Annotated in this window: 28 protein-coding genes and 2 tRNA genes; 12 read left to right on the top strand and 18 right to left on the bottom strand. The window is 69.2% G+C overall.

The annotated features are described in order from the left end of the window. Positions 1-12: 12 nt before the first annotated feature. Positions 13-516, bottom strand: a complete 504-nt coding sequence (locus tag ACTWNK_RS02845) for a MarR family winged helix-turn-helix transcriptional regulator (RefSeq protein WP_474301924.1) — start codon at positions 514-516, stop codon at positions 13-15. Between the two features lie 170 nt (positions 517-686). On the opposite strand from ACTWNK_RS02845, the gene ACTWNK_RS02840 reads away from it, so the two are divergent. Together ACTWNK_RS02840 and ACTWNK_RS02835 are read left to right on the top strand one after the other, a co-directional pair. Next, positions 687-1,247 carry a YceI family protein gene (locus ACTWNK_RS02840; RefSeq protein ID WP_474301923.1) on the top strand — a complete coding sequence of 187 codons (561 nt, stop codon included), beginning with the start codon at positions 687-689 and terminating at the stop codon, positions 1,245-1,247. A gap of 180 nt (positions 1,248-1,427) precedes the next feature. Continuing rightward, a tRNA-Ser gene (locus tag ACTWNK_RS02835) sits at positions 1,428-1,516 on the top strand. Positions 1,517-1,822: 306 nt separating this feature from the next. Here ACTWNK_RS02835 and ACTWNK_RS02830 read toward each other — a convergent pair. The 3 genes from ACTWNK_RS02830 to ACTWNK_RS02820 form a co-directional block, all read right to left on the bottom strand. Then, positions 1,823-2,122 (bottom strand): helix-turn-helix domain-containing protein, encoded by a 300-nt coding sequence (locus tag ACTWNK_RS02830; RefSeq protein ID WP_474301922.1) that lies wholly within the window; start codon positions 2,120-2,122, stop codon positions 1,823-1,825. 4 nt (positions 2,123-2,126) lie between these two features. Continuing rightward, on the bottom strand, positions 2,127-2,456 hold the full coding sequence (locus ACTWNK_RS02825; protein WP_474301921.1) for a type II toxin-antitoxin system RelE/ParE family toxin: 330 nt from the start codon (positions 2,454-2,456) through the stop codon (positions 2,127-2,129). Positions 2,457-2,706: 250 nt separating this feature from the next. Then, positions 2,707-3,672: a protein phosphatase 2C domain-containing protein gene (locus tag ACTWNK_RS02820; protein WP_474301920.1), complete on the bottom strand. Its 966-nt coding sequence runs from the start codon at positions 3,670-3,672 to the stop codon at positions 2,707-2,709. 114 nt (positions 3,673-3,786) lie between these two features. Here ACTWNK_RS02820 and ACTWNK_RS02815 point away from each other — a divergent pair, with 114 nt between their 5' ends. Both ACTWNK_RS02815 and ACTWNK_RS02810 read left to right on the top strand, forming a co-directional pair. Beyond that, the gene (locus ACTWNK_RS02815) at positions 3,787-4,773 is read left to right on the top strand and encodes a BtrH N-terminal domain-containing protein (protein ID WP_474301919.1); all 987 of its coding nucleotides are present in this window, start codon (positions 3,787-3,789) and stop codon (positions 4,771-4,773) included. Between the two features lie 63 nt (positions 4,774-4,836). After that, positions 4,837-5,106 (top strand): hypothetical protein, encoded by a 270-nt coding sequence (locus ACTWNK_RS02810; RefSeq protein ID WP_474301918.1) that lies wholly within the window; start codon positions 4,837-4,839, stop codon positions 5,104-5,106. Positions 5,107-5,172: 66 nt separating this feature from the next. Here ACTWNK_RS02810 and ACTWNK_RS02805 read toward each other — a convergent pair whose 3' ends face one another. Continuing rightward, the gene (locus tag ACTWNK_RS02805) at positions 5,173-6,033 is read right to left on the bottom strand and encodes a choice-of-anchor K domain-containing protein (protein WP_474301917.1); all 861 of its coding nucleotides are present in this window, start codon (positions 6,031-6,033) and stop codon (positions 5,173-5,175) included. A 199-nt stretch (positions 6,034-6,232) separates the two neighbouring features. On the opposite strand from ACTWNK_RS02805, the gene ACTWNK_RS02800 reads away from it, so the two are divergent. Together ACTWNK_RS02800 and ACTWNK_RS02795 are read left to right on the top strand one after the other, a co-directional pair. Beyond that, the gene (locus ACTWNK_RS02800) at positions 6,233-6,535 is read left to right on the top strand and encodes a hypothetical protein (protein WP_474301916.1); all 303 of its coding nucleotides are present in this window, start codon (positions 6,233-6,235) and stop codon (positions 6,533-6,535) included. A gap of 174 nt (positions 6,536-6,709) precedes the next feature. Continuing rightward, positions 6,710-8,053, top strand: a complete 1,344-nt coding sequence (locus ACTWNK_RS02795) for an IS4 family transposase (RefSeq protein ID WP_474301915.1) — start codon at positions 6,710-6,712, stop codon at positions 8,051-8,053. Between the two features lie 16 nt (positions 8,054-8,069). On the opposite strand, the gene ACTWNK_RS02790 is transcribed toward ACTWNK_RS02795, so the two are convergent. The 5 genes from ACTWNK_RS02790 to ACTWNK_RS02770 form a co-directional block, all read right to left on the bottom strand. Beyond that, positions 8,070-9,113, bottom strand: coding sequence for a serine hydrolase domain-containing protein (locus tag ACTWNK_RS02790; RefSeq protein ID WP_474301914.1), 1,044 nt, complete (start codon positions 9,111-9,113; stop codon positions 8,070-8,072). Between the two features lie 132 nt (positions 9,114-9,245). Beyond that, entirely contained in the window at positions 9,246-9,890 is a 645-nt protein-coding gene (locus ACTWNK_RS02785; RefSeq protein WP_474301913.1) for a response regulator, read from the bottom strand. Beyond that, positions 9,878-10,978 carry a sensor histidine kinase gene (locus tag ACTWNK_RS02780; protein WP_474301912.1) on the bottom strand — a complete coding sequence of 367 codons (1,101 nt, stop codon included), beginning with the start codon at positions 10,976-10,978 and terminating at the stop codon, positions 9,878-9,880. Before ACTWNK_RS02780 ends, ACTWNK_RS02785 begins: the two co-directional genes overlap by 13 nt. 114 nt (positions 10,979-11,092) lie before the next feature. Next, positions 11,093-12,700, bottom strand: a complete 1,608-nt coding sequence (locus ACTWNK_RS02775; RefSeq protein WP_474301911.1) for an RICIN domain-containing protein — start codon at positions 12,698-12,700, stop codon at positions 11,093-11,095. 394 nt (positions 12,701-13,094) lie between these two features. After that, complete coding sequence (locus ACTWNK_RS02770) at positions 13,095-13,697, bottom strand: lysoplasmalogenase (RefSeq protein ID WP_474301910.1); 603 nt, start codon at positions 13,695-13,697, stop codon at positions 13,095-13,097. Between the two features lie 124 nt (positions 13,698-13,821). Here ACTWNK_RS02770 and ACTWNK_RS02765 point away from each other — a divergent pair, with 124 nt between their 5' ends. Further along, positions 13,822-14,547: a M15 family metallopeptidase gene (locus ACTWNK_RS02765; RefSeq protein WP_474301909.1), complete on the top strand. Its 726-nt coding sequence runs from the start codon at positions 13,822-13,824 to the stop codon at positions 14,545-14,547. A 34-nt stretch (positions 14,548-14,581) separates the two neighbouring features. Then, on the top strand, positions 14,582-15,466 hold the full coding sequence (locus tag ACTWNK_RS02760; RefSeq protein ID WP_474301908.1) for an NUDIX hydrolase: 885 nt from the start codon (positions 14,582-14,584) through the stop codon (positions 15,464-15,466). On the opposite strand, the gene ACTWNK_RS02755 is transcribed toward ACTWNK_RS02760, so the two are convergent. Both ACTWNK_RS02755 and ACTWNK_RS02750 read right to left on the bottom strand, forming a co-directional pair. Beyond that, positions 15,411-16,604, bottom strand: coding sequence for a BtrH N-terminal domain-containing protein (locus ACTWNK_RS02755; protein ID WP_474301907.1), 1,194 nt, complete (start codon positions 16,602-16,604; stop codon positions 15,411-15,413). The genes ACTWNK_RS02760 and ACTWNK_RS02755 overlap by 56 nt on opposite strands. A gap of 148 nt (positions 16,605-16,752) precedes the next feature. Continuing rightward, positions 16,753-17,118, bottom strand: a complete 366-nt coding sequence (locus tag ACTWNK_RS02750; RefSeq protein ID WP_474301906.1) for an STAS domain-containing protein — start codon at positions 17,116-17,118, stop codon at positions 16,753-16,755. Between the two features lie 81 nt (positions 17,119-17,199). Between ACTWNK_RS02750 and ACTWNK_RS02745 the strand changes: the two genes are divergently transcribed. Then, a tRNA-Ser gene (locus ACTWNK_RS02745) sits at positions 17,200-17,289 on the top strand. A 64-nt stretch (positions 17,290-17,353) separates the two neighbouring features. Here the strand turns inward: ACTWNK_RS02745 and ACTWNK_RS02740 are convergent. Next, positions 17,354-19,114, bottom strand: a complete 1,761-nt coding sequence (locus tag ACTWNK_RS02740) for a MinD/ParA family ATP-binding protein (RefSeq protein ID WP_474301905.1) — start codon at positions 19,112-19,114, stop codon at positions 17,354-17,356. A 115-nt stretch (positions 19,115-19,229) separates the two neighbouring features. Here ACTWNK_RS02740 and ACTWNK_RS02735 point away from each other — a divergent pair, with 115 nt between their 5' ends. Further along, positions 19,230-20,186, top strand: coding sequence for an NAD(P)H-quinone oxidoreductase (locus tag ACTWNK_RS02735; RefSeq protein ID WP_474301904.1), 957 nt, complete (start codon positions 19,230-19,232; stop codon positions 20,184-20,186). Positions 20,187-20,191: 5 nt separating this feature from the next. Next, entirely contained in the window at positions 20,192-20,698 is a 507-nt protein-coding gene (locus ACTWNK_RS02730) for a bacterial proteasome activator family protein (protein ID WP_474301903.1), read from the top strand. Positions 20,699-20,711: 13 nt separating this feature from the next. Here the strand turns inward: ACTWNK_RS02730 and ACTWNK_RS02725 are convergent, their stop codons facing one another. Continuing rightward, positions 20,712-21,554 carry an HAD family hydrolase gene (locus ACTWNK_RS02725; protein WP_474301902.1) on the bottom strand — a complete coding sequence of 281 codons (843 nt, stop codon included), beginning with the start codon at positions 21,552-21,554 and terminating at the stop codon, positions 20,712-20,714. Between the two features lie 222 nt (positions 21,555-21,776). Here ACTWNK_RS02725 and ACTWNK_RS02720 point away from each other — a divergent pair, with 222 nt between their 5' ends. After that, positions 21,777-21,980, top strand: a complete 204-nt coding sequence (locus ACTWNK_RS02720; protein WP_474301901.1) for a cold-shock protein — start codon at positions 21,777-21,779, stop codon at positions 21,978-21,980. Between the two features lie 406 nt (positions 21,981-22,386). Here ACTWNK_RS02720 and serS read toward each other — a convergent pair whose 3' ends face one another. The 4 genes from serS to ACTWNK_RS02700 all read right to left on the bottom strand — a co-directional run bounded on the left by serS (position 22,387) and on the right by ACTWNK_RS02700 (position 26,415). Continuing rightward, on the bottom strand, positions 22,387-23,652 hold the full coding sequence (serS, locus tag ACTWNK_RS02715) for a serine--tRNA ligase (RefSeq protein ID WP_474301900.1): 1,266 nt from the start codon (positions 23,650-23,652) through the stop codon (positions 22,387-22,389). Between the two features lie 86 nt (positions 23,653-23,738). After that, positions 23,739-24,659 (bottom strand): prephenate dehydratase, encoded by a 921-nt coding sequence (pheA, locus tag ACTWNK_RS02710; protein ID WP_474301899.1) that lies wholly within the window; start codon positions 24,657-24,659, stop codon positions 23,739-23,741. 78 nt (positions 24,660-24,737) lie between these two features. After that, positions 24,738-25,142, bottom strand: coding sequence for a DUF4446 family protein (locus tag ACTWNK_RS02705; RefSeq protein ID WP_474301898.1), 405 nt, complete (start codon positions 25,140-25,142; stop codon positions 24,738-24,740). A gap of 34 nt (positions 25,143-25,176) precedes the next feature. After that, entirely contained in the window at positions 25,177-26,415 is a 1,239-nt protein-coding gene (locus tag ACTWNK_RS02700) for a glycosyltransferase 87 family protein (RefSeq protein WP_474301897.1), read from the bottom strand. Positions 26,416-26,431: the final 16 nt, after the last annotated feature.

The raw sequence follows: 26,431 nt of genomic DNA, 5'->3' as shown, positions 1-26,431 counted from the left end.
GCCGTGCCACGATCATGGAGTGATCGCCTCCGGGCACGGCCGATCGCCCTCCGCCCCCGCGTTGGCGCACGGCCGTACCACGGCACGCAGGACACGCAACGTGGCCAGGAACGCCTCCAGCTCGGCGGGCGCCAGCAGGCCGGTGAACGAGGACTCGATGTCGCCCAGATGCTTGGGCAGCACCGCGAGCATGCGCTCCTCGCCCTTCGGCGTGAGCACGGCGTAGGAAGCACGCCGATCGGTGGAACACGCCTGCCTCGCGACCAGATCCTCGCGTTCGAGGCGGTCGACGACGCGCGTCACACCGCTGGTCGACAGGCCCGTCTGGGCGGCGAGCACACTCATCCGCAGCCGGTGCTCGGGCGAGCGGGCCAGCCGCATCAGCGTCTCGAAGTCGATCTCGGAGAGCCCGGCTTCGGCGAACACCGGCTGCATCCGCGCATGCATACCGGCCTGAACCTCGAAAAGCAGGCCGATCGCGGTCAGCCGGGGGTCGTCAAAGGTGCTCACGTTCATACCTTAGACGACATTAGTTGACGCGGGGAATATTCCTCGTGTAGATATCTGTTGCAGCAAACATCCGCACCGCAACTATCGAGGCAGGCCAGGCGGCTCACGGCCCCCGGACTGCCCACCACATCGAAAACGTCCCGCACAGCGGGCATCTCTGTCGAGGGAGACACATCATGAGCACCCGTACCTGGGAAGGCCTGAACATCCCCACCGCCGGCACCTTCACGCTGGACACCGCGCACACCCGCATCGGGTTCGTGGTCAAGCACATGATGGTCAGCAAGGTACGCGGCAACTTCGGCGAGTTCACCGGCTCCGTCACGATCGCCGACAACCCCCTGGAGTCGAGCGCCGAGCTCACGATCAAGACCGAGAGCATCAACACCGGCCAGCCCGACCGCGACGGCCACCTGCGCAGCGACGACTTCCTCTCCGTCGAGAAGTTCCCCGAGATCACCTTCCGCAGCACCCGCGTGGTCAGCCACTCCGGCGACGAGTTCACCGTCGCAGGCGACCTCACCGTACGCGACGTGACCCGCGAGGTCACCCTGACCGTCGAGTACGGCGGCCTCGGCACGAACCCGTGGGGCCAGGAGCTGTGGGGCTTCTCGATCGCCACCGAGTTCGACCGCGAGGAGTTCGGCCTCACCTGGAACCAGGCCCTGGAGACCGGCGGCGTCCTCGTCGGCAAGAAGATCAAGGTCGAGATCGAGGGCGAGGCGCAGCGCGCGTAGGCTGTCACCGCCTTCATCCACAGCCCGTTCCGCAGGTGGGACGGGCTGGACGGGTGGGTTATCCACAGATGTGGATGACGTTACCCACAGGCAGTGGATAACTTGAACGACGACTCCTCAGGGATCCGCTTTGCCGCCTCGCCGTAAGGCCGGTACTCTGTCCTGAGCCACACGGCTCCAGGAGGATTCGCCTAGTCAGGTCTATGGCGCCGCACTGCTAATGCGGTTTGGTGGCAACACCATCCGGGGTTCAAATCCCCGATCCTCCGCAGGTCAGAGGCCCTCACCCGATTGTTGGGGTGGGGGCCTTTTGCGTGCCGGTCGCGGTTCTGGTTGCAGGTAGCCCCAGAGCACCGAGGTCGGCCATCCCACGACTGTGACGACATCGCCCCAATGCAATCCTCACTGACCCCGAAGGGTCGGCGCTGGCTGACCCGTGAGCACATCGACGTTCAGCGCGGCGCGCTGATTGCACTCCTCGCCACCCCGCAGGGGCAGCGCTGCGGGGGCGCACTCAACCGATCACCTACAGGCGTTGGATACGGCAATCAGTCTCGCCATGAGCCCAGAACGGGTTACCCAGCTCGCTGGAGGGGCTGAAACTGAACGTCGAGGCGTACTTCGAGGGCCTCGGCGAGGCGTTCCAGCATGGGGATGGTGGGCATTGTGCCTCCCGCCTCGAAACGAGCGACCGCGGGCTGTTTCAGGCCGGCCCGCTCTGCAAGTTCGGTTTGGGTGAGCCCGAGTTCCTCACGGCGACGCCGTACGGCTTCCCCCAGCTCGAACCGAAGGCGGGCGGCCTCGTAGGCGGCACCGGCCCCAGGACGGCCCATGATCTCGGCGCGCTTGTCGGCCCACGCCTTGCGCTCCCCCATGCCCTCACTCCTCATCTGCGGTGTGCGCCTCGGCGATACAGCGCTCCATGGCCCACACCGCTCGCTCGATCTCGCTGGTCTCGCGCATCCGCTGCTTCCTGAACTTTGTGAGCAGGACGATCCTCCTACCCGAGGCGATCCAATATGTGATGCGCACAGCCTCGCGAGGGAGATGAAATCGAAGTTCCCGGAGTTTGCCGTGCAACTGCCTGGTGTACGGCTCGCCGAGCAGCACACCTCGCTCCGCCAGGAGGTCAACATAGAAGACGGCCGTCTCCTGATCGTCCTGACTGAGCGAGTCGAACCACTTGTCGACCTCGGGCTCCAGCTCCACCTCTCCATGTTCATAACATGGACGTTATACGTCGGGCAAGAGTGACCTCCTGTGAATGATGCATCCCCCAGTTCGCCAACCAGGTCGGAAGCGTCGATCAACGCGAGAGAGTCCATGCCGCAATCAAGAGTCTTGGGCCTTGGGACAGCACGTCAGGTCCGAGCGCGTTTCGGCGTTGATTTTGGTCTTGCGGGATGGATTGGCTTGGTCGAGGGAGGGCGTGCTGGACCCGACTTTGTCGTGCTTGGGCTTAGGAGAACACCCAGTGGGCGGCTGTGGCGTCGTCGGAGGGTTTGGGGCGGGGCCAGCGGGTGGTGTGGGGGTCGGTGGATTCGGCTTGTCGGACTCGGCGGATGAGTTCTTGGGGGCCTGAGGTGTCGAGTAGGTCGAGGGCCTGGCGCCAGTCAGTCAGGTTGAAGCGGTCTACCAGGCGGGAGGCGCCGTCGCTTAGTAGGGCTACGGCCTTGATGCGGTTGGTGGGGAGGGTGCCGGTCAGGGCCTGGTCGGCGGCGAGGGGGTCGACTGCTGCTACCCAGAATCCGCCGTCCCGGTTGCGGTGATCGCGTAACGCCTCGATGTACGCGCGATGCGCGGCGACGCGCTCGGCGCTTCCGCCAGGCACCAGGCTTCCGCCAGGCGCAGCGCTTCCGCCAGGCACCAGGCTTCCACCAGACACAGCGATTCCGCCCGACACGGCACTTCCGCCCGGAACGACGTTCCCGTCAGACACAGCACTTCCGCCCGGCACGGCGCTTCCGCCAAGCCCCGGGTCCATTGCCTGGCGCACCCCCCGCCCGACTCGCGCCACCCGATCGTCGACGATGACCATCGGCTCTATCGAGCCCACCACATCCAGCACCAGTACCGAATCGCCCAATACCAGCCAGCCCAGCCGATCCCCTTCCCGTCGCACCATCACCACGGTCGAAGACGGCGACCCGGGATGTCCCAGGTCGCAGACGAAGTCGTGCATCGATGACACAGCCTTGATCGCGTCCGCCAGTACCTCGGCCAGGGGTCCGTCGCTCTGGCTCATCCCGGCGAGCAATGTGGAGCCGAGCGAACGCACGAACCACGGCACGCCGTGTGTGCATCCGGACTCCGACCCGGCGGGCGTCCCGGCGCCGTCGAGCAGGACCAAGGCGTCGGGGGTCGCCCCGACGAAGTCCTCGTTCGCGCGGCCCGGTGCGGGTTCGGTGGCGAGCGTGACACGCATGACTACCCGGTTCCCCGGAATGCGGGCCGTACTCGGCGGTGCGGCGCTGGACTCTCCCATGGGGGGAGACGCCAGGCTGGAGGCCTGGTCGTGGATGTGGGAGGAGTGGGGCGCATGGGTGTCATCCAGGGTGTCGACGGGCGAGGGCTGCAGCACTGTGAGACGTCGGCGGTGGGGGTGTTGCTGCGGCACGAGGGGCTGGAGTTGTCCGAGCCCATGATGTTCGGGCTGGGGGCAGGGCTGTCCTTCGTGTACTGGGACAGCAAGGGGATGCCGTTCCCCTTCCTCGGCGGGCGGGTCAAGCCGTTCGAGCTCACCAGGAACCTGACCGCCCGCCTGGGGTTGCGGCTGAACGCCGTGGAGACGGGGTCGGCGGGCAAGGCCTGGGAGAACGTGGCGCGCGACATCGACGCCGGGCGGCCCGTCGGGCTGCAGCTCGACTCCTACCACCTGGACTACTTCTCCTCGAAGGTGCACTTCGGCGGACATGTCGTCGCCATGTACGGATACGACGACAACGACGCCTACCTGGTGGACACCGAGCAGCAGGGATCGGCCGTACGCACGAGCCGGGCCAATCTCGCCCTCGCGCGGGCCGAGCGCGGGCCGATGACCGCCAAGAGCCGATCGTTCACGATCACCGTTCCGGCCGATCGGCACACCACTTGGCAGGAGCAGATCGTCCCGGCCATCAGGGCGTGCGCCGACGCCTTCCTCGCCGCCCCGATCGCGAACCTGGGGTACCGGGGCATCGCGAAGGCGGGCAAGCTGGTGCCCCAGTGGCTGGAACGCACCGAGGAGCCGCAACGGGATCTGGCGCTGGCCGCACTGCTCATGGAGAGGGGCGGCACCGGCGGCGGGCTGTTCCGTGTGATGTATCGCGACTTCCTCGCCGAAAGCGGGCAGTACGTCGACGACAGCAGGCTGGAGACCGGGCACAGGCTGTACGCCGAGGCAGCCGCCCTGTGGAGCGACGTCTCCGGCCTGGTGGCCAAGGCCGGCGAGAGCGGCGAAGCGGGCCACCTCGACCAGGCGGGAGCCGTACTCAAGGACCTCTCCCGCATCGAGCAGGAGGCCATGGAGGCACTACGCAGGCTGTGAGCCGCGCCGACGCCTCCCGACGACGGCTTTCCAGGGGCGCACCGCTCGATGCAGGATGAATGGATGACCACGATCGGCAGATGTCACGTGTGCGGGAACATCTTCGCCTTCGAGCCTTCGGACGTCTTCTCCGTCACGATGGACCCCGAGACGAACATGCCGCTCGGCATGACCATGGCGGGCGCTCGCAGGGAGCCGACGCCGGAGGAGGTGGCCAGGGCGGTCGAGGAGCATGTCTGTCCGGCCTGCGTCGCCAGGATCACCGAGCTCGGCCGCCTCCTGGATCCACCGCCCCCGGTGTTCGACACCTGGCAGCGGCCGGGCACGAACTGACCCCGCCCCGCAGACCCCCGGCCGCCACCACGGCCGGGAGCCCGCGACGCCGAGCCTCAGGAAGCCTCAGGGAGTGGGCGCCTTGCTGCCGTACCCGTACGTGGACACGGTGTTTCCGGTGGTGTCGCGGAGTTTGGCCTCGTCGCCCTTGTCGTTCCAGATGGGGCGGCCGCTGCCGTAGCTGAATCCGCCCCACTCGGGGTGGACCTCGTTGGTGTAGATACGGAGCTTCTGGCCGGGTTGCAGCACGGTGCCGGGCGGGAAGACGAAGTCCTGCCCGGCGTCGTCGGCGCCGAGTGTCCAGCCGGATATGTTGGCGGCCACGGTGCCGCGGTTGATGATTTCGACGTACTCGTCGGCCTGCGTGTACTTCACCCCGCCCTTGGAGCGCACGGTGGTGATGTGCACGTCCGGGCGCCCGGCCTTGGCGAACAACGCGACGACATCGGCGCTGTTGGCACCGTTCTCGGGGCTGATGAAGGTACGGACGACCTGGCCGTTCTGCTTGAACCCGCTGATGACGACGCCGTACTCCTCGCCGTCGATCGTCACGGTCTGCGGCGAGACGAACGTGGGCAGGTCCACGATGTCGTCGGGCGCGGGCCCGTTGTTGGGCGTCTCGTTGTGGTGGAAGCGGAAGGCGAAGTCGGCGGTGGTGCCGTCCTCGAAGCTCACGCGTACGGTCAGGTCGACGTCGAACTGCTGCTGGGGCATTCCCGTGATGGGGAAGTTCTCATGGGTGAAGGTGCCCAGGGTGAACTCGGTGCCGTCCGTCTTGACCGGGACCGTGCCTCCCTGGAACACATATCCGCTCTGGCCTCCTCCGGCGGGCTGTCCCCACTGGACATGCCCGGTGCCGAGGCCGTTGAGATTCGGCGGGGTGGTGCTGAGGGACGGCCATACTCCCGAGGTGCTGGCGTTGCTCATCGGACTCCCTTAGTCAGCGAACCTTTCCGTCGTAACCCTATGAGTACGCAATGTCACGCAGAAGACTACAGAGACGATAGAAGCCGCTACATAACCGGACTGCTCGTGATCATTGACGCCATGCCGTCAAACCGATAACAGCCGCCCCAAGAGTCACAAGCTCCCTCCTCCCCCTCCGAAGCGATTTAGGATCACAGACATGCGCACCGGACTACGCGAGGCACTGATTCTGCTCGGCTACCTGGTGGGCATGGTCTCCATGACCCTCATCGGCCAATGGGTCGGCGGCGACGGCTTCGGACGCGCCTTCTTCACCCTCGGCGAGGTGGTGTTCGCGATCGGCTTCCTGGCCCGCCTGGGCCTGCTCGGGTACTGGGGGGTGCGCCGCCTCCTCCGCTCGTCGCGCGCCGCCGACCTGGCCAGGACGCAGAAGTACGCCGCGGCCAAGACCCAGGCGTTCACCACGACCAAGACGCGGAAGTTCACCCGCAAGGACCGCTAACCCCAATGCCGGTTAGTTAAGGTCTGGCTGCTGGTGGTGAGGGTTTCGGCTGAAGTCCGGACATGAGAACGGAGATCCAGTAGAACGGGTGATCTTCTACCACCGCCCGCACAGACTGGATCTCCGTTGGCTCGTCAGTCTGCCAGGTCTGCCCTGGCCTCCGCTATCTGTTCGGTGACGCACACGGTTCGGGTGGGTATGGGGGTGTTCGCGCCCGGTCATCTGGGCGAGCTGACACAGATCGTGCCGTTCGAGATGGTCGATGAGGTGCTGGCCGAGACCGGTGCGACCGAGCGGCGGGTGCGGGAGTTGCCCTCGCGTGTGGTGGTGTACCTGCTGGTGGCGGCGGGGTTGTTCGCCGAGCTGGGGTATCGGCAGGTCTGGTCGCGGTTGGTGGCGGGGCTGGAGGAGGGCGGGCCGGTGCCGTCATCGTCGGCGCTGGCCCAGGCCCGCAGGCGGGTGGGGGTGGCGCCGTTGAAGGCGTTGTTCGAATTGCTGGCGGGGCCACCTGCGGGGGCGGCGCGGTGGAGGGGGCTGCTGGTGTGCGCGATCGACGGGACGACGATGAGCGTGCCGGACAGCCCGCAGAACCTGGCCTGTTACGGGCGTCAGAGCGGATCTCATGGCGGATCGGGGTTTCCGCTGGTCCGGTTGCTGGCGGTGGTCGCCTGTGGTACCCGCACTGTGCTGGGGGCGAGGTTCGGGCAGTTCAAAACCGGTGAGAGCACCTATGCGCCGGACCTGTTCGGCTGCCTGCGGCCGGGAATGCTGCTGCTGGCCGACCGGAACTTCGCGGTCAAGGACCTCATCACCCAGATCGCCGCGACCGGCGGCGGCCTGCTGATCCGCTGCAAGAACAGCCGGCCGCTGCCCCGGCTGGCGGCCCTGCCGGACGGGTCGTGGATCTCGGTACTGGGCGGGGTCACGGTCCGGGTGATCGATGCGCAGATCACTCTTGGCCTCTCGGGTGGCGGCTGCCGGAGCGGTCGTTACCGGCTGATCACCACCCTGCTCGACCATCGGCGTTACCCGGCGCCCGACGTCGTGGATCTGTATCACCGGCGGTGGGAGATCGAGACGGCATACCGGGAGCTGAAATCGGCCCTCCTGGGCGGCAGGGTTTTGCGGTCCCGTACTCCTCAGGGCGTCGAACAGGAGATGTACGCCCTGCTGGTCGGCTATCAGGTGCTGCGGACCGCGATGGCCGGCGCCACCGGTCCCGACCCGGCCGTCCTGGACGACCGGGCCAGCTTCACCGTCGCTTTGTACGCCGCCCGCGACCAGATCACCGCAGCCGCCGGGATCATCACCGAGCCCGCCGGCCTGCCAGGCCGGATCGGACGGGCTGTCCTGGCCAGCCTGCTCCCCAAGCGCCGGAGCCGATCCAGTCCCCGCGTCGTGAAACGAGCGATCTCCAAACATCGCGCGAAAGGCCAGATAGACCGCACCAATCACCGCACGACCATCAACATCGACATCCTCACCGAAGCCATGTTGACGACCACCGAAGACCCTTAACTAACTGGCATTGCCGCTAACCCACCGCCTCGCACGCCGCCCGTACCAGCAGCGTGTTCAGCGCCCGCCCTGGATCCCCCTTGTACGGCGTGGCGGCGAAGCTGACCTCTCGCCTGCCGTCCTCGCTGTGGAACACCACGGCCGAGTACCCGGCGACGCCTCCGCCCTGCCCGTAGAACGTGCCGCACGGCGTCCGCACCGTCGCCAGGCCGAGCCCGTACCCGCCCCCTGGCAGGGTCGTCTTCATCAGGCCGAGCCAGCGCGCCCCCAGCAACCGCCCGCCGAGCAGAGCGCGCATGAACCGATTCAGATCGGCCGTGCTCGACACCATCCCACCGGCCGCCCCGAGCACACTCGGATGGAGCGCCGTGACATCGGTGACAACGCCGTCCCGTACGACATAGGCATGCGGATGCGGTCCCTTGATCGACGGCAGCGAGCCGGGGACCGAGGTCTGCGCCAGCCCGGCCCTCCGGATGACCCTTCGGGCGATCTCCGTGCCGTAGTCGTGCCCGGTGACGGCGCGGATCACCATGCCGAGCAGCACGTAGTTCGTGTTCGAGTAGGCGAAATCCCCTGACGTGCGCGGCAGCGTCTCGGCCAGGGCGACCAGCTCCTCCTCCCGCCAGTCGCGCGACGGCTCCCGGGGCACTCCCGAGGCGTCCAGGAGGGTGGGGTAATAGTCGGGAATGCCGCTGGTGTGCTGCAGCAGGCTCTTCAGTGTGATGCGATCGGCCGCACGTACGACACCGGGCAGCCAGCGGCTCAGCCGATCGTCGAGCGCGAGGCGCCCTTCGGCGGCCAGTTGCAGCACGACGACGGCGGTGAACGCCTTGGTGACACTGCCGATCCGGAACCGGCCGCCGACCGGCGCGGGACGCGGCCTGCCGTACTCGGTCCTGCCGACGGCCAGCCGGTGGGTACGTCCGGCGGCGCGCACCTCGGCGAGCACGGCGACCGAGCCGTCGTCGGCCGCGTCCTGGAGATAGCTACGCAGTTCGGCGGCGTGAGCGGGGGTCGCGACGAGGGCCGCGACGATGAGGGACCTGACGATGGGCATGCGAAATCTCCTTCGATGTAAGTGACAAAGAGGTCAGCGATCAGTGCTGCGGAATGTGGGAGATGAAGGCTCAGCGATCAGTGCTGAGGAACCGTGAAAGCTCAGCGGTCAGTGCTGGGTAACGATGCAGGCTCAGCGGTCAGTGCTGAGGAAGGCGAGGACGGCGAGGACGCGTCGGTGTCCGGCCTCGTCCGGTGGTAGTCCGAGCTTGGTGAAGATGTTGCCGATGTGCTTGTGCACCGCATGCGCAGTGATCACCAGATGTCGTCCGATGTCGGTGTTGTCGCGCCCCTGCGCCATCAGGGTGAGCACCTCGAGCTCACGCGCCGTGAGCCCGTCGACCAGATGCTCGCGCCCGGACATCAGCTGGGCGACCACCTCGGGATCCATCACGGTCGCCCCCGACGCCACCGAACGCAGCGCCGCGACGAACTCCCCCACCCGGGCGACCCGGTCCTTGAGCAGGTACCCAACCGCGCCGCCCCCGTCGGCCAGCAGCTCGCGGGCGTAGACGCGTTCGACGTACTGCGACAGCACCAGCACCGGCAGGCCGGGCCGATCGCGGCGGGCCTCGATGGCGGCCCTGACGCCCTCGTCCCGGAAGCCGGGCGGCAGCCGTACGTCCACGATCGTGGCGTCGGGGCGGTGCCTGCGTACGGCGGCGACGAAGGCGGGGCCGTCGGTGGCGACCTCGACGACCTCGATGCCCTTGCCCGCCAGCAGGAGCTCGATCCCGGACGACAGCAGCACGTTGTCCTCGGCGATCACGACGCGCACGGCAGCTCCACCCTCAGGCGCGTCGGTCCGCCCGGCGGGCTCTCGACGCGCAGGACGCCGTCCAGCGCGGCGGCGCGACGCCGGATGCCGACCACGCCGGTGCCACGCGTCTCCTGCACCCCGCCGACGCCGTCGTCGTCCACCTCGACCAGGAGCGTGCCGTCCCGTCGGGCCACGCGTACGGCGGCGCGGCCGGCCCGGCTGTGCTTGGCGACATTGGTGAGGGCTTCGGCGACGATGAAGTACGCCGCCGCCTCCAGTGCGGCGGGAAGCTCGCCGACGTCGTCGAGCCGCAGCTCCACGGGCACCTCGCAGTGCGCGCCGAGCGCCGCGAGCGCGCCGTCGAGCCCTCGGTCGGCCAGGATCGGCGGGTACATCGTGCGGATCACCCCGCGCAGCTCCACCATCGCCGCCTCGGCCCCTTCGTGCGCCTCCCGCAGCAGGTCGGCGACGGGCCCGCTGTCGCCGAGCGCCTCCCTGGCCACCCCCAGCCTGATGGCCAGCGCGACCAGCCTGGCCTGGGCGCCGTCGTGCAGATCGCGTTCGATGCGGCGCAGCTCGGCCCCGTGTGCGTCGAGCACGGCGGCACGGGTCTCGCCCAGGTGGGCGACGCGTTCGGTGAGGCTGTCCCAGTCCTCGGTGCTGTGCCCGCCGAGCATGCGGCGAGCCTGCCATCGGGCCAGCGGCGGCACGCCCCACACCAGGAACGCCAGCGCGAGCACGCCGTACCCGATGGCCGACCCCCACCCGGTCACGGGCGCGCCCAGCACGATCGGCCGATCGGCCGGGTACAGCCACCAGAACGGCACGACCGCGACCCGGGCCACGGCCAGCAGGGTGAGCGAGCCGAGCAGCGTGCCGACCACGGCGTACTCCACGGCCGACCACCACCTGCCGGGGCGTACGGCCGGCGCGGCGGGCAGTCCGGCGAGGGCGGCGGCACGGCGGCGGTGCCAGGCCGTCCACCGGTTCAGCGGGCCCGGCCGTACCGCCGCGAGAGGCAGCAGCAACAGCGTCACGAGCGCGCCGCCCAGGCCTGCCACCAGGTATCCGCAGCCTCGCCGGACGGCTGCTCTTCCCTTGTCCATGCAGGCCAGTCTTCCGCCAGGGGCGTTCGCCGGTCACTACAGCGCACTCCACCATTGACGCCCCTGCCCGGGAACCGCCGGGCAGGGGCGTCTATGTGGACAGAACGCCTGGGGTCAGGCGACCTGGTTGTTGGTCCAGCGCTGGGTCTGGGCGGAGGTGTTGCAGGTGGCGAGAACCAGGGCGGTGCCGCCGCCGGTCGCGCCGCCGCTCGACTGGATGCACTGGTTGGTGCCGACGCTCGCCTTGATCTGGTACGTGAGACCGGAGATCACGGGGAACGTCCACTTCTGGGCGGTGGCCCCGGTGCAGGTCACCTGGACGATGGCCGTGCCCGCGGTGCCGCTGCCGCCCAGCGGGCTCAGGCACTTCCTGCTGTACTCGCTGGCGATCGTGTACGCGCCGCTGCCCGCGTCGGCGAGCGTCCAGCGCTGGTTCACCTCGTTGTTCTGCTGCGGCCACTGCTTGATGGCGGCATTGTCGTTGGGGTCGTAGCCGTACAGGTCGAGGGCCAGGTTCGGGCCCGCGGGGTCGACGACGTCGTTGGTGAAGATCGTGGTGGTGTCGTCGGCCACGACGCCCGCGGTGTTGGTGCTGGTGTTGGTCAGCACGATGATCTGGTCGGAGTCGGGCGAGACGCGCGTGACGCCGCCGTACGTGAGGCGCTCCCTGACCTGGTACCCGGCGCTGGTGTTGGTGGTGAGGCCGGTGATCCTGATGGAGTTCTGCCAGATCGGCACGGTGGCCACGACGGTGCCGTTGCGCAGGAGCTGGACGTCACGGTTGACCGGCGAGGTCTCGACCTTCGTGAGCGGGTTGACGGAGAAGACGATCTCGCTGCCCTCCACGTCGGCGACCTTCAGCTGTGGCGCCAGCAGCGGGATCGTCGTCATCGCCGACACCGTGCCGCCGTGCTCCAGGTAGAGGCTGTCCTTGGCGGCGTTGAAGTAGTTGTTGAGGTAGCTGCCGACCGGCGTGACGCCGAAGTAGTCGTCCTTGTTGCAGTCGAGCAGGCGCATGGCCAGCGGGTCCGGGCAGGCGGGGGTCGCACCGCCCTGGCACAGGGTGTCGTTGGAGTCGCTGCAGTGATAGCCGCTGACGAAGTTCGGCGCGTTGGGCAGGATGCCGCCGACCGCGTGGGCGAACTCGTGGGTCATCTCGTGCCCGCTGGCACAGTTGGGCGCGAGGTTGATCCAGGTCGTGTACTGGTTGTACCTGTTGCCGGTGCCCGGGGTGTTGTCCTCGGCGATCGGCGTGTCGCCGACCGCGCCGCCACAGCCGGTGGCGGACTCGAAGTAGCCGATGTAGATGTGATCGGTGTCGGTGTAGCCGAGCCCCTGCAGCGCTCCGACCCAGCCGACGGTGGAGGTGCCGTTGGGCACCTGGACGACGTCGATGTCCAGGTCGCAGCCGGTGGAGCTGGTGGTCTCGAACCGGACCCAGCGCTCCTTGCCGTCACGCCTGGCGCTGTCGTTGACATTCTCCTGCAGGACCCAGGCGGCGTGCCTGATGCGCGCTTCCTTGTCGGCGTAGTAGTTCTTCGTGCCTTCGTAGGCGTAGATCAGCTTGACGCGGTGACCGCTGACGCCGTCACCGACACAGTGCACCTGCGGAACGGTGCTGATTCCGCCGCTGGCGGCTGCCGGTGCGGCCGGCAGCAGGCCGACCAGGAGAAGAGCCGGTACGGCGACGGTGAGCAGCCGTGCCCAGAATCCTCGTTTCACACCTGTGGATGTCATCGGAAACTAACCTCCCCCGCGATTTCCAGCGGTTTTCCGGCACGCCAAATGAACCAGCATGAATTGGTGCCGGAATAGCTGGTCGCGTTTCGTGGTGGTGGATTTCGCCCCGTTGGCGTGTCAATCCCATACGATAACCGGGCCCGAATGACCTGGGAACAGCCTGACGATAACAGAAAAGAAACTTTACAGACGAATTCGAGCTCACGCCGGCTCGACTCTGTCAAGAGAATTTATTTCTGCCTTAGAGCAGCACAGTCATGCTCCATGCCTGATGAGAAGGGGTACGGCAGGCGCGCGAACGCCAAAGAATGGCAGAAATGAAACGATGTTTGGCCGGATCCTCACGAATACCGAGACGCCCGGGAAAACGACCACCCTATTCGACGCCGTCCCGCACGACACCGAAGGCGAGCAGCCACTGGGCCGCGATGTACGTCACCATCACCAGCAGCCCCGCCATTGCCGGTCTGGGCAGCCCCGCGATTCCGAAAGCGATCAAAGCGTCCGACACCAGGAACAGCGCCCCGCCGATCCCGGCCCGCACGCCGTACCCCATGGACAGCAGCGCGGTCGCGGTCAGCAGCAGCGAATAGCAGGCGACGGGAACCTGCAACGCCCCGAGGCCGGGCCACAACAGCACCACCAGCACCCCCCAGACGACGAGATACCCGCCCACCCCCCACCACCGCACAGCCGAGCCGAGACGACGCCAGCGCGGCAGGAACAGCACGACGTAACACACGTGCGCGGCGGCGAAGAAGCCCATCCCGGCCAGGAACGCACCCGGCACCTCCAGCGCGATGTCGCCCAGCGCCGACAGCAGCAGCCCCGCCACCAGCAGCCTCGGCCCGCCGAGCGCCAGCACCCACCCGGCGAGCAACGGCATCAGCAGCCCCTTGGACACCGACGCGTAGGGCTGCAGGCCGGCGGCGTTCACGGCCAGGTGGACGGCCGCGCACACGACGAAGGCGGCCAGCATCCGGGGCGCCCAACGCCGACCCGATGCCAAGGCGGAGTCATGGGCCGGTGAAGGGAAATCACGCATGAGGGGATATTAGGGAGGAACGGTCAGTTCGCCGAACCAGTCCTCGTAGTGTGGCCTGATGAAGCGTGTAGCCGCCGCCCTCGTCCTGCTCATGGGCGTCAGCGCCTGCGGCGGGAACGATCCCGTCACCGGCTCGACGCCGAGCGCCTCGGCATCGGACGAGCAGTCCCAGCCGCCGTCCGCCACACCGACGCCCACGCCTTCGGAGAGCGGGCCGCCCGAGTTCGAGGCCAAGATCTCCAAGGTGACCCGGGAGCAGATGCCGTACTCCTGGCGTCCCGGCTGTCCCGTTCCGGTCAAGGACCTGCGGCTGATCACGATGACCTACTGGGGCTTCGACGACAAGGCGCACACCGGCGAACTCGTCGTGCGCTCACGCGTCGCCGACGACGTCGTCACCGTGTTCGGCCGGCTGTACGACTGGCGCTTCCCCATCACCAAGATGGAACTCGTCGACGCCTACAAGGGCGACGACTTCGACTCCATCGAGGCCGACAACACCTCGGCGTTCAACTGCAGGGCGGCCACCGGTTCGAGCAACTGGTCCAAGCACGCCTACGGCGAGGCCATCGACCTCAACCCCAGGGAGAACCCGTACGTCACGGCAAGCGGCTCGGTCGCACACAAGAACGCACGCAAGTTCGCCGACCGCCCCCTCAAGGAGCCCGGCGTGATCAACGGCGGCGACCGCGTGGTGAAGGCCTTCGAGAAGCTCGGCTGGGAATGGGGCGGCTACTGGTCAGGCACAAAGGACTACCAGCACTTCTCCAAGGGCGGCGGCTGAGCCGTGGTCCGGGCCGATGAGCCAAGATTGACGCATGGCGGCCAAGGACGGGGACGGGTGGACCGAGTGTGGGCGAGGGCATCGGCATTGGGGGGTGTTCGGGGCCTCCGGGTTGCTGGCTGTTCATCATGACGAGCGGGGGGACGCGCGTGTCCTGATGCAGAAGCGGTCGTGGTGGAGCCATCACGGCGGCACGTGGGGGCTGCCGGGCGGTGCGATGGACAGCCACGAGGATGCGATCACCAGTGCGTTGCGCGAGGCCGGCGAGGAGGCGGCGCTGTCGGGTGAGGGGCTGCGGGTGCAGGGGGTCTACCTCGACGACCACGGCGGCTGGTCCTTCCAGACGGTGATCGCCGAGGCCGACACGCTGCTGCCCGCCGTACCCGGTAACAGTGAGAGTGCGGACCTGCGGTGGCTCGGGCTGCCCGAGATCGGCAGGCTGACGCTGCATCCGGGGTTCGCCGAGACCTGGCCGCAGGTCCAGCGCTCGTTGCGGCCGTTCACGGTCGTGCTCGACGCGGCCAACATCATCGGGGCCAGGGCCGAGCACGGCTGGTGGAAGGACCGGCTCGGCGCGACGACCCGGTTGATCGCCGAGGTGGGCGCGCTGGCCGGGCGTGGGCTGCGCACGCTGCCCGACGGGCTGCCCGCACTGGCCGAGACCTTCCCCCGCGTGGTCGTGGTGGTCGAAGGTCAGGCCAGGCGTGCTCCCGCCGCGCCGGGTGTCGAGGTGGTGGCGGCCGAGGGCAGCGGCGACGACGCGATCGTGGCGGCCGTGCGGTTCGCCAGGCCGTGGGAGCAGGTGCTGGTGGTGAGCGCCGACCGGGGGCTGCGCGAGCGCGTCACCGCGCTGGGCGCGGAGGTCACCGGTCCTCGCTGGCTGCTGTCCCAGCTCGACCGGACGCGGCCAGCAGGGTGAGCGCGTGCTCCTCGAGGTGTACGGCGTCGGCCGCGCGTTCGGCCAGGTCGGCCAGCAGGGCGGCGCGCTGCCGCTCGTCGGCCCGGTGGGCCGAGGGCATCGCCAGCGCCCTTTCGACCAGCCCCTCGCCGCCCTGTCCCGTGCGCAAGGCGCGCGACCGTTCGGCGGCGAGCTCGGCGTACCCCTCGGGCACGGCGGCGGACGCGATGCCCGACCAGGCCCGCCCGGCCGCGCGATAGGCGGCGGACGCCTCCGGCAGCCCGGCCTCGGCCAGGAACTCGGCATACAGCGGCCGGGTGCCGCCCGGCGAGCCGTACTCCGACTCCAGGCAGTCATACAGCCGGGTCATCGCGGTGCAGAACGCGGCGGGATCGGCGAAACGCCGGGTCCAGCCGGTCCGGCTCCGGGTGTCGGCGAGCTGGGCGGCGAGTTTGCGCATGCCGGACAGGCCGAAGTTCACGTCGAAGGCGTTGCCCAGGACCGGCCCGCCGAGCTTCGCCGCGGTGTCGGCGACGGCGGCGGCCACGTCGGCCGCGCCGGGCTCACCGGGCTCACCCGTCACCCTGAGCAGGTGGTGGCGTTCCTTCTTCGGAGCAGACCAGGCCGCCATGAACACCGCCATCGGCACCTCGGCCACCCGTTCGTCGTCGACCGCGACCGTGTCGCCCTCGACGCCGACGACCGCGACCTCCAGCGGATCGGGGTACGGCAGGCCCGGCCGCCAGGGCAGCGTGTGCCGCCCGACCCGGCAGATCACCGGCCCCGCCGCCTCCTCCAGCGCCTCACGCAACCGCCGCTCGGCGACCTTGGCCGACCCGGTCGTCGTCACCTCGTACGGCACGGCCGCACGCGTCAGCGCCTTGGGCACGATCGGGTCGGGATGGGCCTGGGTGACGATCGTCGTCATCGGCGCGTGCCCGGCGTACTCGAAGACGAAGTACATGAAGCCGATCCCGCCCCCGAGCCCCAGCCACATCGCCTCCGAACGGCCGGGCAGTGCGCGGGCCAGCAGTCCGGCGTCGTGGTGCCCGGCGTGCGCGCCGGCGGGCAGGGTGTGTCGCAGGGCGGTCATGTAGGACTCGCCGGTCCTGGCCATGCGCTCGCGTACCCGGCGCTTGAGGTGTTTGTGCTCGGTCATGATCGCGCTCTCCACGGCGGCGCCGTGCGAGGACCCACGCTCCGCTGCACGGCCGCCGTCGACAGGCCGATCGACACGAGATCCGGCTGCGCCCCGAGGACATCGATCCCCTCTGCCCCCGCGAGCGCCGCACGGCGTGGGTGTGCGGTCAGGGGGTACGGCGCGGGACGGCGCCGGGATCGACATTACCCGAATCCGGCTCTTCTTCGGGGAAGGCGGCGCTCAGTCCGGTCACGTCCAGGACCCTGCGCAACACCCCGCGTACCCCGGCCAGGCTCAGGCCGCCACCGGCGCGCCTGGAGCGGCGCTGGTTCTCGATGAGCACCCACAGCCCGCTGGAATCGCAGAACCCGAGCGCCGAAACCTCCAGCACGAACGTCGTCACGCCCTCGTCGAACAGGCCGGTGAACGAACGTTGCAGGGTGGAGGCGGTCAGCTTGTCGAGATCGCCCCGCAGCAGGAGCACGGCCGAATCCGGTGCGGTGCGCTGCACCTCGACGCTGAGGTCCGACAACTCGTCGCCTCCCGTAGATCTTTCTCCAGAAGGTACACCTCTGCCGCATCGCGCGTTAGCCGCTATCGTGGTGTCCGCACGGGAGGGTTCGCATAGTGGACGAGTGCAGCCGCCTTGAAAGCGGCCAGGTCAGCGATGGCCTCGTGGGTTCGAATCCCACACCCTCCGCCATCCGTTTCCCACCGGTCGGCACGGTGGCCGACGGGAGAAGGGCCCCCGAGCCCTTGCTCCGGTGTCAGGCGCCGAAACCGTCGCCGATCGCGGCCGCGAGCTGCAGGTAGGCGTCCCTCGTCGACTCGTTCAGCCGGTCGAGGTCGATCTCCGCGCCCTCCTCCAGGTGCGGGTCGTAGGGCACCCTGACCACCAGACGGCATCGGGCGGCGAAGTGCGCCTCCAGCTTGTTGATGTCGACGGCCGAACGCGACCTGGGCCGCACGCTGCACAGCACGACCGTGGCCTGCCGTACGAGGTCGCCGTAGTGGTGTGCCTCCAGCCAGTCCAGGGTTGCCGATGCGGCGCGCGCGCCGTCGACCGAGGGCGAGCTGACCAGGACGATCTGGTCGGCCAGGCCCAGCACGCCGCCCATCGCCGAGTGCAGCAGGCCGGTGCCGCAGTCGGTGATGCAGATGGAGTAGAAGTTCTCCAGCACCTGCGAGACGGCCTGGTAGTCGTCGGCGCTGAACGCCTCGGACACCGAAGGGTCGCGGTCGGAGGCGAGCACCTCGAGGCGTGAGGAGGCCTGCGAGGTGAACGCCCTGATGTCGACGTACCTCTTGACCTGCTCGCGCTCGTTGAGCAGGTCGCGCACGGTCGCGGACGTCTCCAGCTCCAGCTTGTCCGACAGCGTGCCCCGGTCCGGGTTGGCGTCGACCGCGATCACCCGGTCGCCGCGCACCTGGGCCAGCGTCGCGCCGAGCCCCACCGTGGTGGTCGTCTTGCCGACGCCGCCCTTGAGGCTGAGCACGGCCACGCGGTGATGCCCGGTGGCGACAGGGGTACGCGCACGGGCGAGCAACTCCCTGCGCCGACGCACCTCGGGCGACTCGCCCGGCTTGATCCAACCGGCCGACGCCTTGTAGACGAGCTTGCGCCACCCGCCGGAGGGCGCGTTGCGCCGCCCGCGCAGCAGCGACTCGGGGTCGAGGCTGTCGGCGGTGGGCGGCGCCCCCTGCAACGGCTTGGCCGGCACCGCGAACGCGGGCGTAGGCGCCTGCCGCCTCCTGGCCTGGTACGGCTCCCGCACGGGCTCGGGCCTGGCCGGTTCGAGCGTCTCGGCCTGCCGCCTCGGCTCCTGGACGTCCTGGAAGGCGCCTCCCCGGTCGCGACCGGCGGCCTGGGCCTCCTGGACGGTGGGCGGGAGCGTGGCGGGCTGCGGCCATGCGGGCGAGGTGGACTCGTGCTCCTCGTGCGGCGCGGGCTGCGGCCAGCCGGGAGCGCTGTGCTCGGCCTCGACCGGCCTGCGGTCGGGCTCGGCGGCCTGCGGCTCGGGCTCGTTGTGCGGCCAGCCTGGCTCGGCGACCTCGGGCTTGGCCTCGGCCTCGGGGCGCTGCGGCTCGACGAACAGGCCGCGCTCCTTCTCGGTGTCGGAGAAGGCGCCGAGCGAGTAGGAGTCGGTGTCGTCCGGCCTGGGCAGCGGCTTGAGCGGGGAGAGGAAGGAGTCGTCCTTAGCGGGCTCCTTGCCGCCCGACGGCGGCGAGACGAACGAGGTGGCCTGGTCGGCGGCGTCGATCCACTCGGCGGCGTCGGCCTCCTCGTGGGTGCGCTCCTTCGTCTCGTCCGCCGTGCCGAAACCGGAGTCGACGGCGGTGCGGAACAGCGGCGCGTCCTGCTCGGACGGCACCAGCAGCCAGGGGTCCTTCGGATATGGCGAAGCGACCTGCTCGTCCGCGGAGACGCCGGTCGCGCTCACCGTGACGGGCGCCTCGTCGCTCTCCTTGATCGCGTCAAGCCAGGCCAGCTGTTCCTCGAGAGATTCCTCACGATCGTGTCTTGCCACCGTGTTCCCCCTCGGGATGGGTGTAAAGGGGCAGCAAACACATTGCAGATTAACGCCCCGTGTTCCGATGAATGCAGCCAACCCATAACTTCGTCACCGGGTTACCGTGGGTCACATGCGTGCCATCGTGATCACAGAGCCCGGCGGACCAGAGGTCCTGGAGTGGCGTGAGGTGCCTGATCCCCGTCCTGAACGGGGAGAAGTCGTCATCGACGTCGCCGCGTCCGCTGTCAACAGGGCCGACGTCATGCAGCGTCGAGGATTCTACGACCCGCCCGCGGGCGCTTCGCCGTATCCGGGTCTTGAGTGCTCCGGCGTGATCTCCGAGGTGGGTGCGGACGTCGTGGGGTTCGCCGTCGGGGACAGGGTGTGCGCGCTGCTGGCGGGTGGCGGCTACGCGCAACGGGTTTCGGTGCCATGGCAGCAGGTGCTGCCCGCGCCTGAGGGTGTCACACTCGCCGACGCCGCCGGGCTGCCCGAGGTGGCGTGCACGGTCTGGGCCAACGTCTTCATGACCGGAAGGCTGCGCAAGGGCGAGACGCTGCTCGTGCACGGCGGCGCGAGCGGCATCGGCACGATGGCGATCCAGCTGGCCAAGGCCCTGGGCTCGCGGGTGGCGGTGACGGCGGGGTCGGCGGCCAAGCTGGAGCGCTGCGCCGAGCTCGGGGCGGACGAGCTGATCAACTACCGCGAGGAGGACTTCGCCGAGCGGGTCGCCGCCGACGTGATCCTCGACATCATGGGCGGGGCGTATCTCGCGGGCAACGTGCGGGCGCTGAAGAGCGGCGGCAGGCTCGTCGTCATCGGCCTGCAGGGCGGCGCCAAGGGCGAACTCGACCTCGGCGCGCTGCTGGTCAAGAGGGCCTCCGTGCACGGCACCACGCTACGCTCCCGGCCGGTCGACGAGAAGGGCGTGATCGTGCGCGGGGTCGTGCAGAACGTCTGGCCCCTGGTCGAGGCCGGGGCGATCAGGCCGGTCGTGCACGCGCGGGTGCCGATGGCCGACGCCGCCGGGGCACACGAGCTGCTCGAATCCGGTGAGCACATCGGAAAGATCCTGCTAGTAGGTTGAAAGCTATGAACGCTGAGGAGAACACTCCCCACATCGTGGTGGTCGGCCCCGAGGGCATCAGCGCCCAGGGCGATAGCGACGAGCACGAGGAGCGGCCGATCACCAACCTCGTCGAGCAGCCTGCCAAGGTCATGCGCATCGGCAGCATGATCAGGCAACTGCTCGAGGAGGTACGTGCCGCGCCTCTCGACGAGGCCAGCCGCAAGCGGCTGAAGGAGATCCACCAGAGCTCGATCAAGGAGCTCGAGGACGGTCTCGCACCCGAACTCGTCGACGAGCTCGAACGGCTGTCGCTGCCGTTCACCAACGACAACGGCGAGCCGCCGAGCGAGGCCGAGCTCCGCATCGCGCACGCCCAGCTCGTCGGCTGGCTCGAAGGCCTTTTCCACGGCATCCAGACCACGCTGTTCGCCCAGCAGATGGCGGCCAGGGCGCAGCTCGAGCAGATGCGCAGGGCGCTTCCCGGCGGCAGCGCCGAGGGCCAGAGCGGCGCCTCAGGCCCCTATCTGTAGGCCCCTCGACCCCCTAGTCCCGCCTCCGGCCAGAGAACACGTTCTCGTCGAGGAACAGGGTTTCGAGCACGACCGCCACTCCGTCGTCGTTGTTGCCCGCCGTCACATGGTCGACGGCGGCCAGCACGTCGGGGTGGGCGTTGGCGACCGCGTAGGAACGGCCCGCCCAGCGCAACATCGGCAGGTCGTTGGGCATGTCGCCGAACGCCACGACCTCTCCCGGCCCGATCCGCCCGCGGCCGGCGAGCGCCGCCAGCGCCGTGGCCTTGGTCACGCCGTGCGCGCTCATCTCGATCAGCGCCCTGCCGCTGGAGTGCGTCGCGGTCACCAGATGGCCCACCAGGCCGTGCACGGCCGCCTGCAGCAGGTCGGGGTCCATGTGCGGATGCAGGGCCAGCAGCTTGGCGCACGGGCGCGAGACGAGCGCCTCGGTGCCCACGCTCACCCCTCTGACGTCCTGCCGGTCCCACCCGCCCGGCCGGTACGCGGGCTCGTGCGCGAAGCCGCCTTCGTACTCCACCGAGAACGCCAGATCCGGCACCTCCGCCCGCAGCCGGGCGACCACCTCGCCCAGGACGCCGGGCTCGATCAGGTGCGACTCCACGATCCGCTCGCCGTGCAGGTCGTAGACCAGCGCCCCGTTGGCGCAGATCGCCAGCCCCCGATGCCGTACGGCTCCCGCCACCGTGTGCATCCATCGCGGTGGGCGGCCGGTGACGAACACCAGCGTGGCGCCCGCGTCCTCGACCATGGCGAAGGCGGCGGCGGTGCGCGCCGAGACCGTGCCGTCCGATCGCAGTGCCGTGCCGTCGAGGTCGGTGGCGACAAGTCTGGGTGCCTGCTGGAGCGCTGACATAACAGGTTCCAGTTTGCATGCTGATGGCCGTGTACAGAAATCTTCCTAGGGACGGGAACACCAACGCGGCGGAATGGTGTTAGATGTGATGGCGTTGTATTAGGCGTTCCCGTAGTGAAAACCAGCATGACTTTGTCTGAGCCACCCCGGGGCCCGCGGTACGACACACCGGGATTCGCGAGGTGCGGGTCCCATAGATTCACATCCTGAGGGAGAGCTTTTATGGCTCAGGGAACCGTCAAGTGGTTCAACGCTGAGAAGGGCTTCGGCTTCATCGCCCCGGACGGCGGTGCGCCGGACGTGTTCGTGCACTTCTCCGAGATCGTCGGCAACGGCTACCGCAGCCTTGAAGACGGCCAGCGGGTCGAGTTCGAGATCACGCAGGGCCAGAAGGGGCCGCAGGCCTCCCAGGTCCACGCTATCTGACCTGTAGCAACGAGATAGGGCGTGGTCCACCTCCAGTGGACCCCGCCCTTTCGTGTTTTCCGGAGACGTTTCCCGGACCGGTCAAGTCGAACTTGATTCGGGCTCATGTCATGGCCGTCGTCAAGCCGCTCGCGCCGGTCAATGGCTCGACGCCCAAGGACGCACGGCCGCGATTGGCCCACGCATTGCCGGTCGCCATTGTCTGCGGAGCCGGGCGCACGGGCGGGAAAGCCGAGCCGGGCGCACGGGCGGGAAAAGCGCGGCACACCCTTCACGATCGTCCCAGCGGGCTCTGAGATCGCCTCACAGGCGTGGAACGCCTTCGCCGGTCGAGGAAGTCACGGGAGCCGATCCCGACGGCCTGACGGCCTTTCCGGCCCGCACAGCGGCGGGCCGGGCGCGGGCGTTACTTCTTGAGCGGTTCGAGAACGTCGAGCCCGACGAACGGGCGCAACGCGGCGGGCACGACGACCGAGCCGTCGGCCTGCTGGTGGTTCTCCAGGATCGCCACCAGCCACCTGGTCGTGGCCAGCGTGCCGTTGAGCGTCGCCACGTGCTGCGGCTTGCCCTCCTTGTCACGGAAGCGCACGGCCAGCCTGCGGGCCTGGAAGTCGGTGCAGTTGGAGGTCGAGGTGAGCTCGCGGTAACGGCCCTGGGTCGGCACCCACGCCTCGCAGTCGAACTTGCGCGCGGCCGACGAGCCCAGGTCTCCGGCCGCCGTGTCGATCACCCGGTAGGGCAGCTCGCACTTGGCCAGCATCTCCTTCTCCCAGCCGAGCAGCCTCTGGTGCTCGGCCTGCGCCTCCTCGGGACGGGCGTAGGAGAACATCTCGATCTTGTCGAACTGGTGCACGCGGATGATGCCCCTGGTGTCCTTGCCGTAGGAGCCCGCCTCCCGGCGGAAGCAGGAGGACCAGCCCGCGTAGCGCAGCGGCAGCTCCGAGCCGTCGAGGATCTCGTCGGAGTGGTAGGCGGCCAGCGGCACCTCGCTGGTGCCCACCAGGTAGAGGTCGTCCTCCTCCAGGCGGTAGACCTCGCTGGAGTGCGCGCCGAGGAACCCGGTGCCCGCCATGGCCTCCGGCTTGACCAGCGCCGGAGTGATCATCGGCACGAACCCGGCCTCCATCGCCTGCTGCAGGGCCATGTTGAACAGGCCGAGCTGCAGACGGGCGCCGACGCCCCTGAGGAAGAAGAACCGCGAGCCCGACACCTTGGCGCCGCGCTCGGTGTCGATGGCGCCGAGCAGCTCGCCGAGCTCCAGGTGGTCCTTGGGCTCGAAGTCGAAGACCGGCTTGACGCCGACCTCCTCCAGCACGACGTAGTCGTCCTCGCCGCCGTGCGGGGCGCCGTCCTCGACGATGTTGGGCACGGTGTAGAGCAGGTCGTCGAGCTCCTTGCCGAGCTTCTCGGCCTCGGACTCGGCGGACTTCACCTGCGAGGAGAGCTCCTTGGCCCGGTCGAGCAGGGCGCTCTTCTCCTCGCCCGACGCCTTGGACACCGACTTGCCCATGCTCTTCTGCTCGGCGCGCAGCGACTCGAACGAGGTCAGGGCGCTTCTGCGGCGCTCGTCGAGCGCGAGCAGCAGGTCGACGACGGAGTCGTCTGCTCCGCGGGCGCGCTGCGACGCCCGAAGCCGGTCGGGATCCTCACGAAGGGTACGCAGGTCAATCACCCGTCAAGGCTACAGAAGCCGGACGACCGCCCGCGCGCGGATTGTCGCCCCGGACATCGCGGCGCGGGCGGGAGGCGCGCTCCGGGTCAGACCGCGCCCTTGCGGATGCGGTCGAGCCACTGGCCGGCCTCGTCGAAGTCGCCGTCGCCCATGCCGCGCCTGATCTGCGGCGCCACCCCGTCGGCGCGACGGTAGCTGCCGAGGAAACGCACGTCGGCGCAGATGCGGTGCAGCCCGGCGACCGCCTCGCCGACCCTGGCCTCGGCCACGTGCCCCTCGAAGTCGAAATGGAAGAAATACCGGCCGATGCCGTCGCCCGTCGGCCTGGACTCGATGCGCGTCAGGTTGACCCCGCGTACGGAGAACTCCGTCAGCATCTCCAGCAGCGCGCCCGGATGGTCGTCGGACAGGAAGACCACCAGCGTCGTGCGGTCGGACCCGGTCGGCTCGGGCAGCGGGCCCGGACGTGCGACCCTGACGAACCTGGTCACGGTGTCGGACCTGTCGCCGATCTTCGAGGCCAGCTCGACCAGCCCGTAGGTCTCACCGGCGATGCGCGCGGCGATGGCCGCGTCGTAGGGCGAGCCGGGCAGCGCCACCTCCTGCGCGGCCCCCGCGGTGGAGGAGGCGGCGACCACGACGGCGTCGGGCAGCTCGCGCGCGATGAAGGCGCGGCACTGGGTGATCGCCGCGGGATGGGTGAAGACCCGCTTGATGTGCGGCAGCTCGGTGCCGGGCCTGGCCAGCAGCGAGAACTCGACGGGGAGCAGCAGCTCACCGGTGATCAGCAGCGGCTCGCCCCATGCGAACTCGTCGAGCGTCGAGGTGATCGCGCCCTCAAGGGAGTTCTCCAGCGGGACGACGGCGCCGTCGGCCTCGCCACTCCTGGCGGCGTTGAGCGCGGCGCCGACCGTGGGGTAAGGAAGACGCTCGGCGTCGGGCTCGAGGATCCGCAGGGCCTCTTCGGTGAAGGTGGCCTCCGGTCCGAGATAGGCGATTCTGGGCATGCTTACAGAGTATCCGCAGGTGATGAAGGCGCGCTCGCCTTTTCCCGCACCCGCGGACCGACGGCCGCGCCGATCGCCTCAGCGGCGCAGCCGGTCGGGCTCGACCTCCGGGCCCTGGCCGAGCCTGGCGGCGCGGACGACCTCCTCCTCCTCGGGCGACAGCTGCGTCTCGCCCCGGCCGCCCACCACGGGCCTGATGTAGGTACGCGTCTCCGACCTGCCGTTGATCGAGGTCAGCACCACGCCGTCACCGAGCCCGTTGATCAGTGCGACCGAGAACGACAGCCGCCCGGTCATCTCCTCCAGCGCGTCGTAGCGGTAGACGGCCACGTCGCGCAGGGCCTTCAGGTCGCCCTTGCCCTCGCTCGTCTGCCTGGCCAGCATCTGCTGACAGTCGTCGACGGCCGACCTGGCCTCCCTGAGCGCGAGATAGCCGATCACGACGCCGCTGACACCCGCGACGACTCCGACAATGACCCACACGGTAACCAGCACAGGACCGAGAGTAATCAATCGGTCAGGAAATCGTGGCCGATTCCCGACGACGGGCGGGCAGCCAGACCCCGAGCACCCACACCAGCCCGATCGCCCCGAGCCCGTAGGCGTCCTGCACGATGCGCCCGACCACCGGACTGAGCACCGGGATGTCGGCCGCCCTGATCGACACCCCCCACCAAGGGATCGGCAGCACGTAGTACAGCCACACGCCGAGCGCCACGCAGACCCGCCTGAAGTCGGCCCCGCGCCCGGCCAGCGCGCCGAGCACCACGACGATCCAGGCCAGGTGGTGGATCCACGCCACGGGCGAGAGCAGGACGGCCATCAGCCCGACGAGCGCGACGCCGGTCAGCTTGTCGCCCTCCAGGAACGCGCCGCGGGCGAAGCGGAAGCCGTACCAGCCGACGACGGCGACCAGGGCCAGCCACAGGCCGGTCTCGACCACACCGGGCAGGTAGAGCCTGATCAGCATGCCGCGCATCGACTGGTTCGTCGTCGCCGCGTTGGAGCCGAGCCTTTCGGGGTCGAGCAGGGCCGAGAACCAGAACTGGGCGGCGTCCTGCGGGATCAGCGCGAACGGCAGCAGCGTCAGCAGCGCGGCGGTGAACACGGCCATGAGGAAGGCCTTGCGGTGCTCGCCGTCGTCCTTGGCGGTGATCAGCAGGTAGATGAGAAAGACGCCGGGCGTGAGCTTGACCGCGGTCGCCAGGCCGATCAGGAAGCCGCGCGGCCACCACGGCCGCTTCGCCACGCAGTCGGCCAGGCACAACGCCACCAGCAGGATGTCGACCTGGCCGAAGCGCACCTGGTCCCTGATCGGCATGAGGTACGTGCACATCACCATGAGCAGGGCGAACGCCATCGGCCACCACACCGCCGACGCCTCCCGCACGCGGCCGAGCGCCTTGCCGAAGGCGAAGCCGACCGTCACGGCGAGCGCGGCGAACACCCCGGCCGTCCACACCCACTGGGCGCTCTCCCACGACATCATCGCCAGCGGCGCGGCCAGCAGCGCGGCGATCGGCGGGTAGGTGAAGGGCAGCAGTTGCGGCGCCGGGGTGAAGAAGTCGTAGACGGGCCGCCCCTCCAGCACCATCTGCCCGCCCGTGCGGTAGACGTCGAGGTCGACCAGGCGCTGGTCGTCGGGATTGGTCAGCCAGTGCTCCACCAGCGGCCACACCGCAAGGGCGATGAGCACCACCGCGAGCGCCCACGCCCACCAGCCTCGCGCCCACGAGCGCACGTCGCCACCAGTCACGTCACCACCAGTCACG

The organism is Nonomuraea sp. IBHARD001 (genome assembly GCF_056106265.1).
This window is presented reverse-complemented; position numbering and strand designations above follow the sequence as displayed.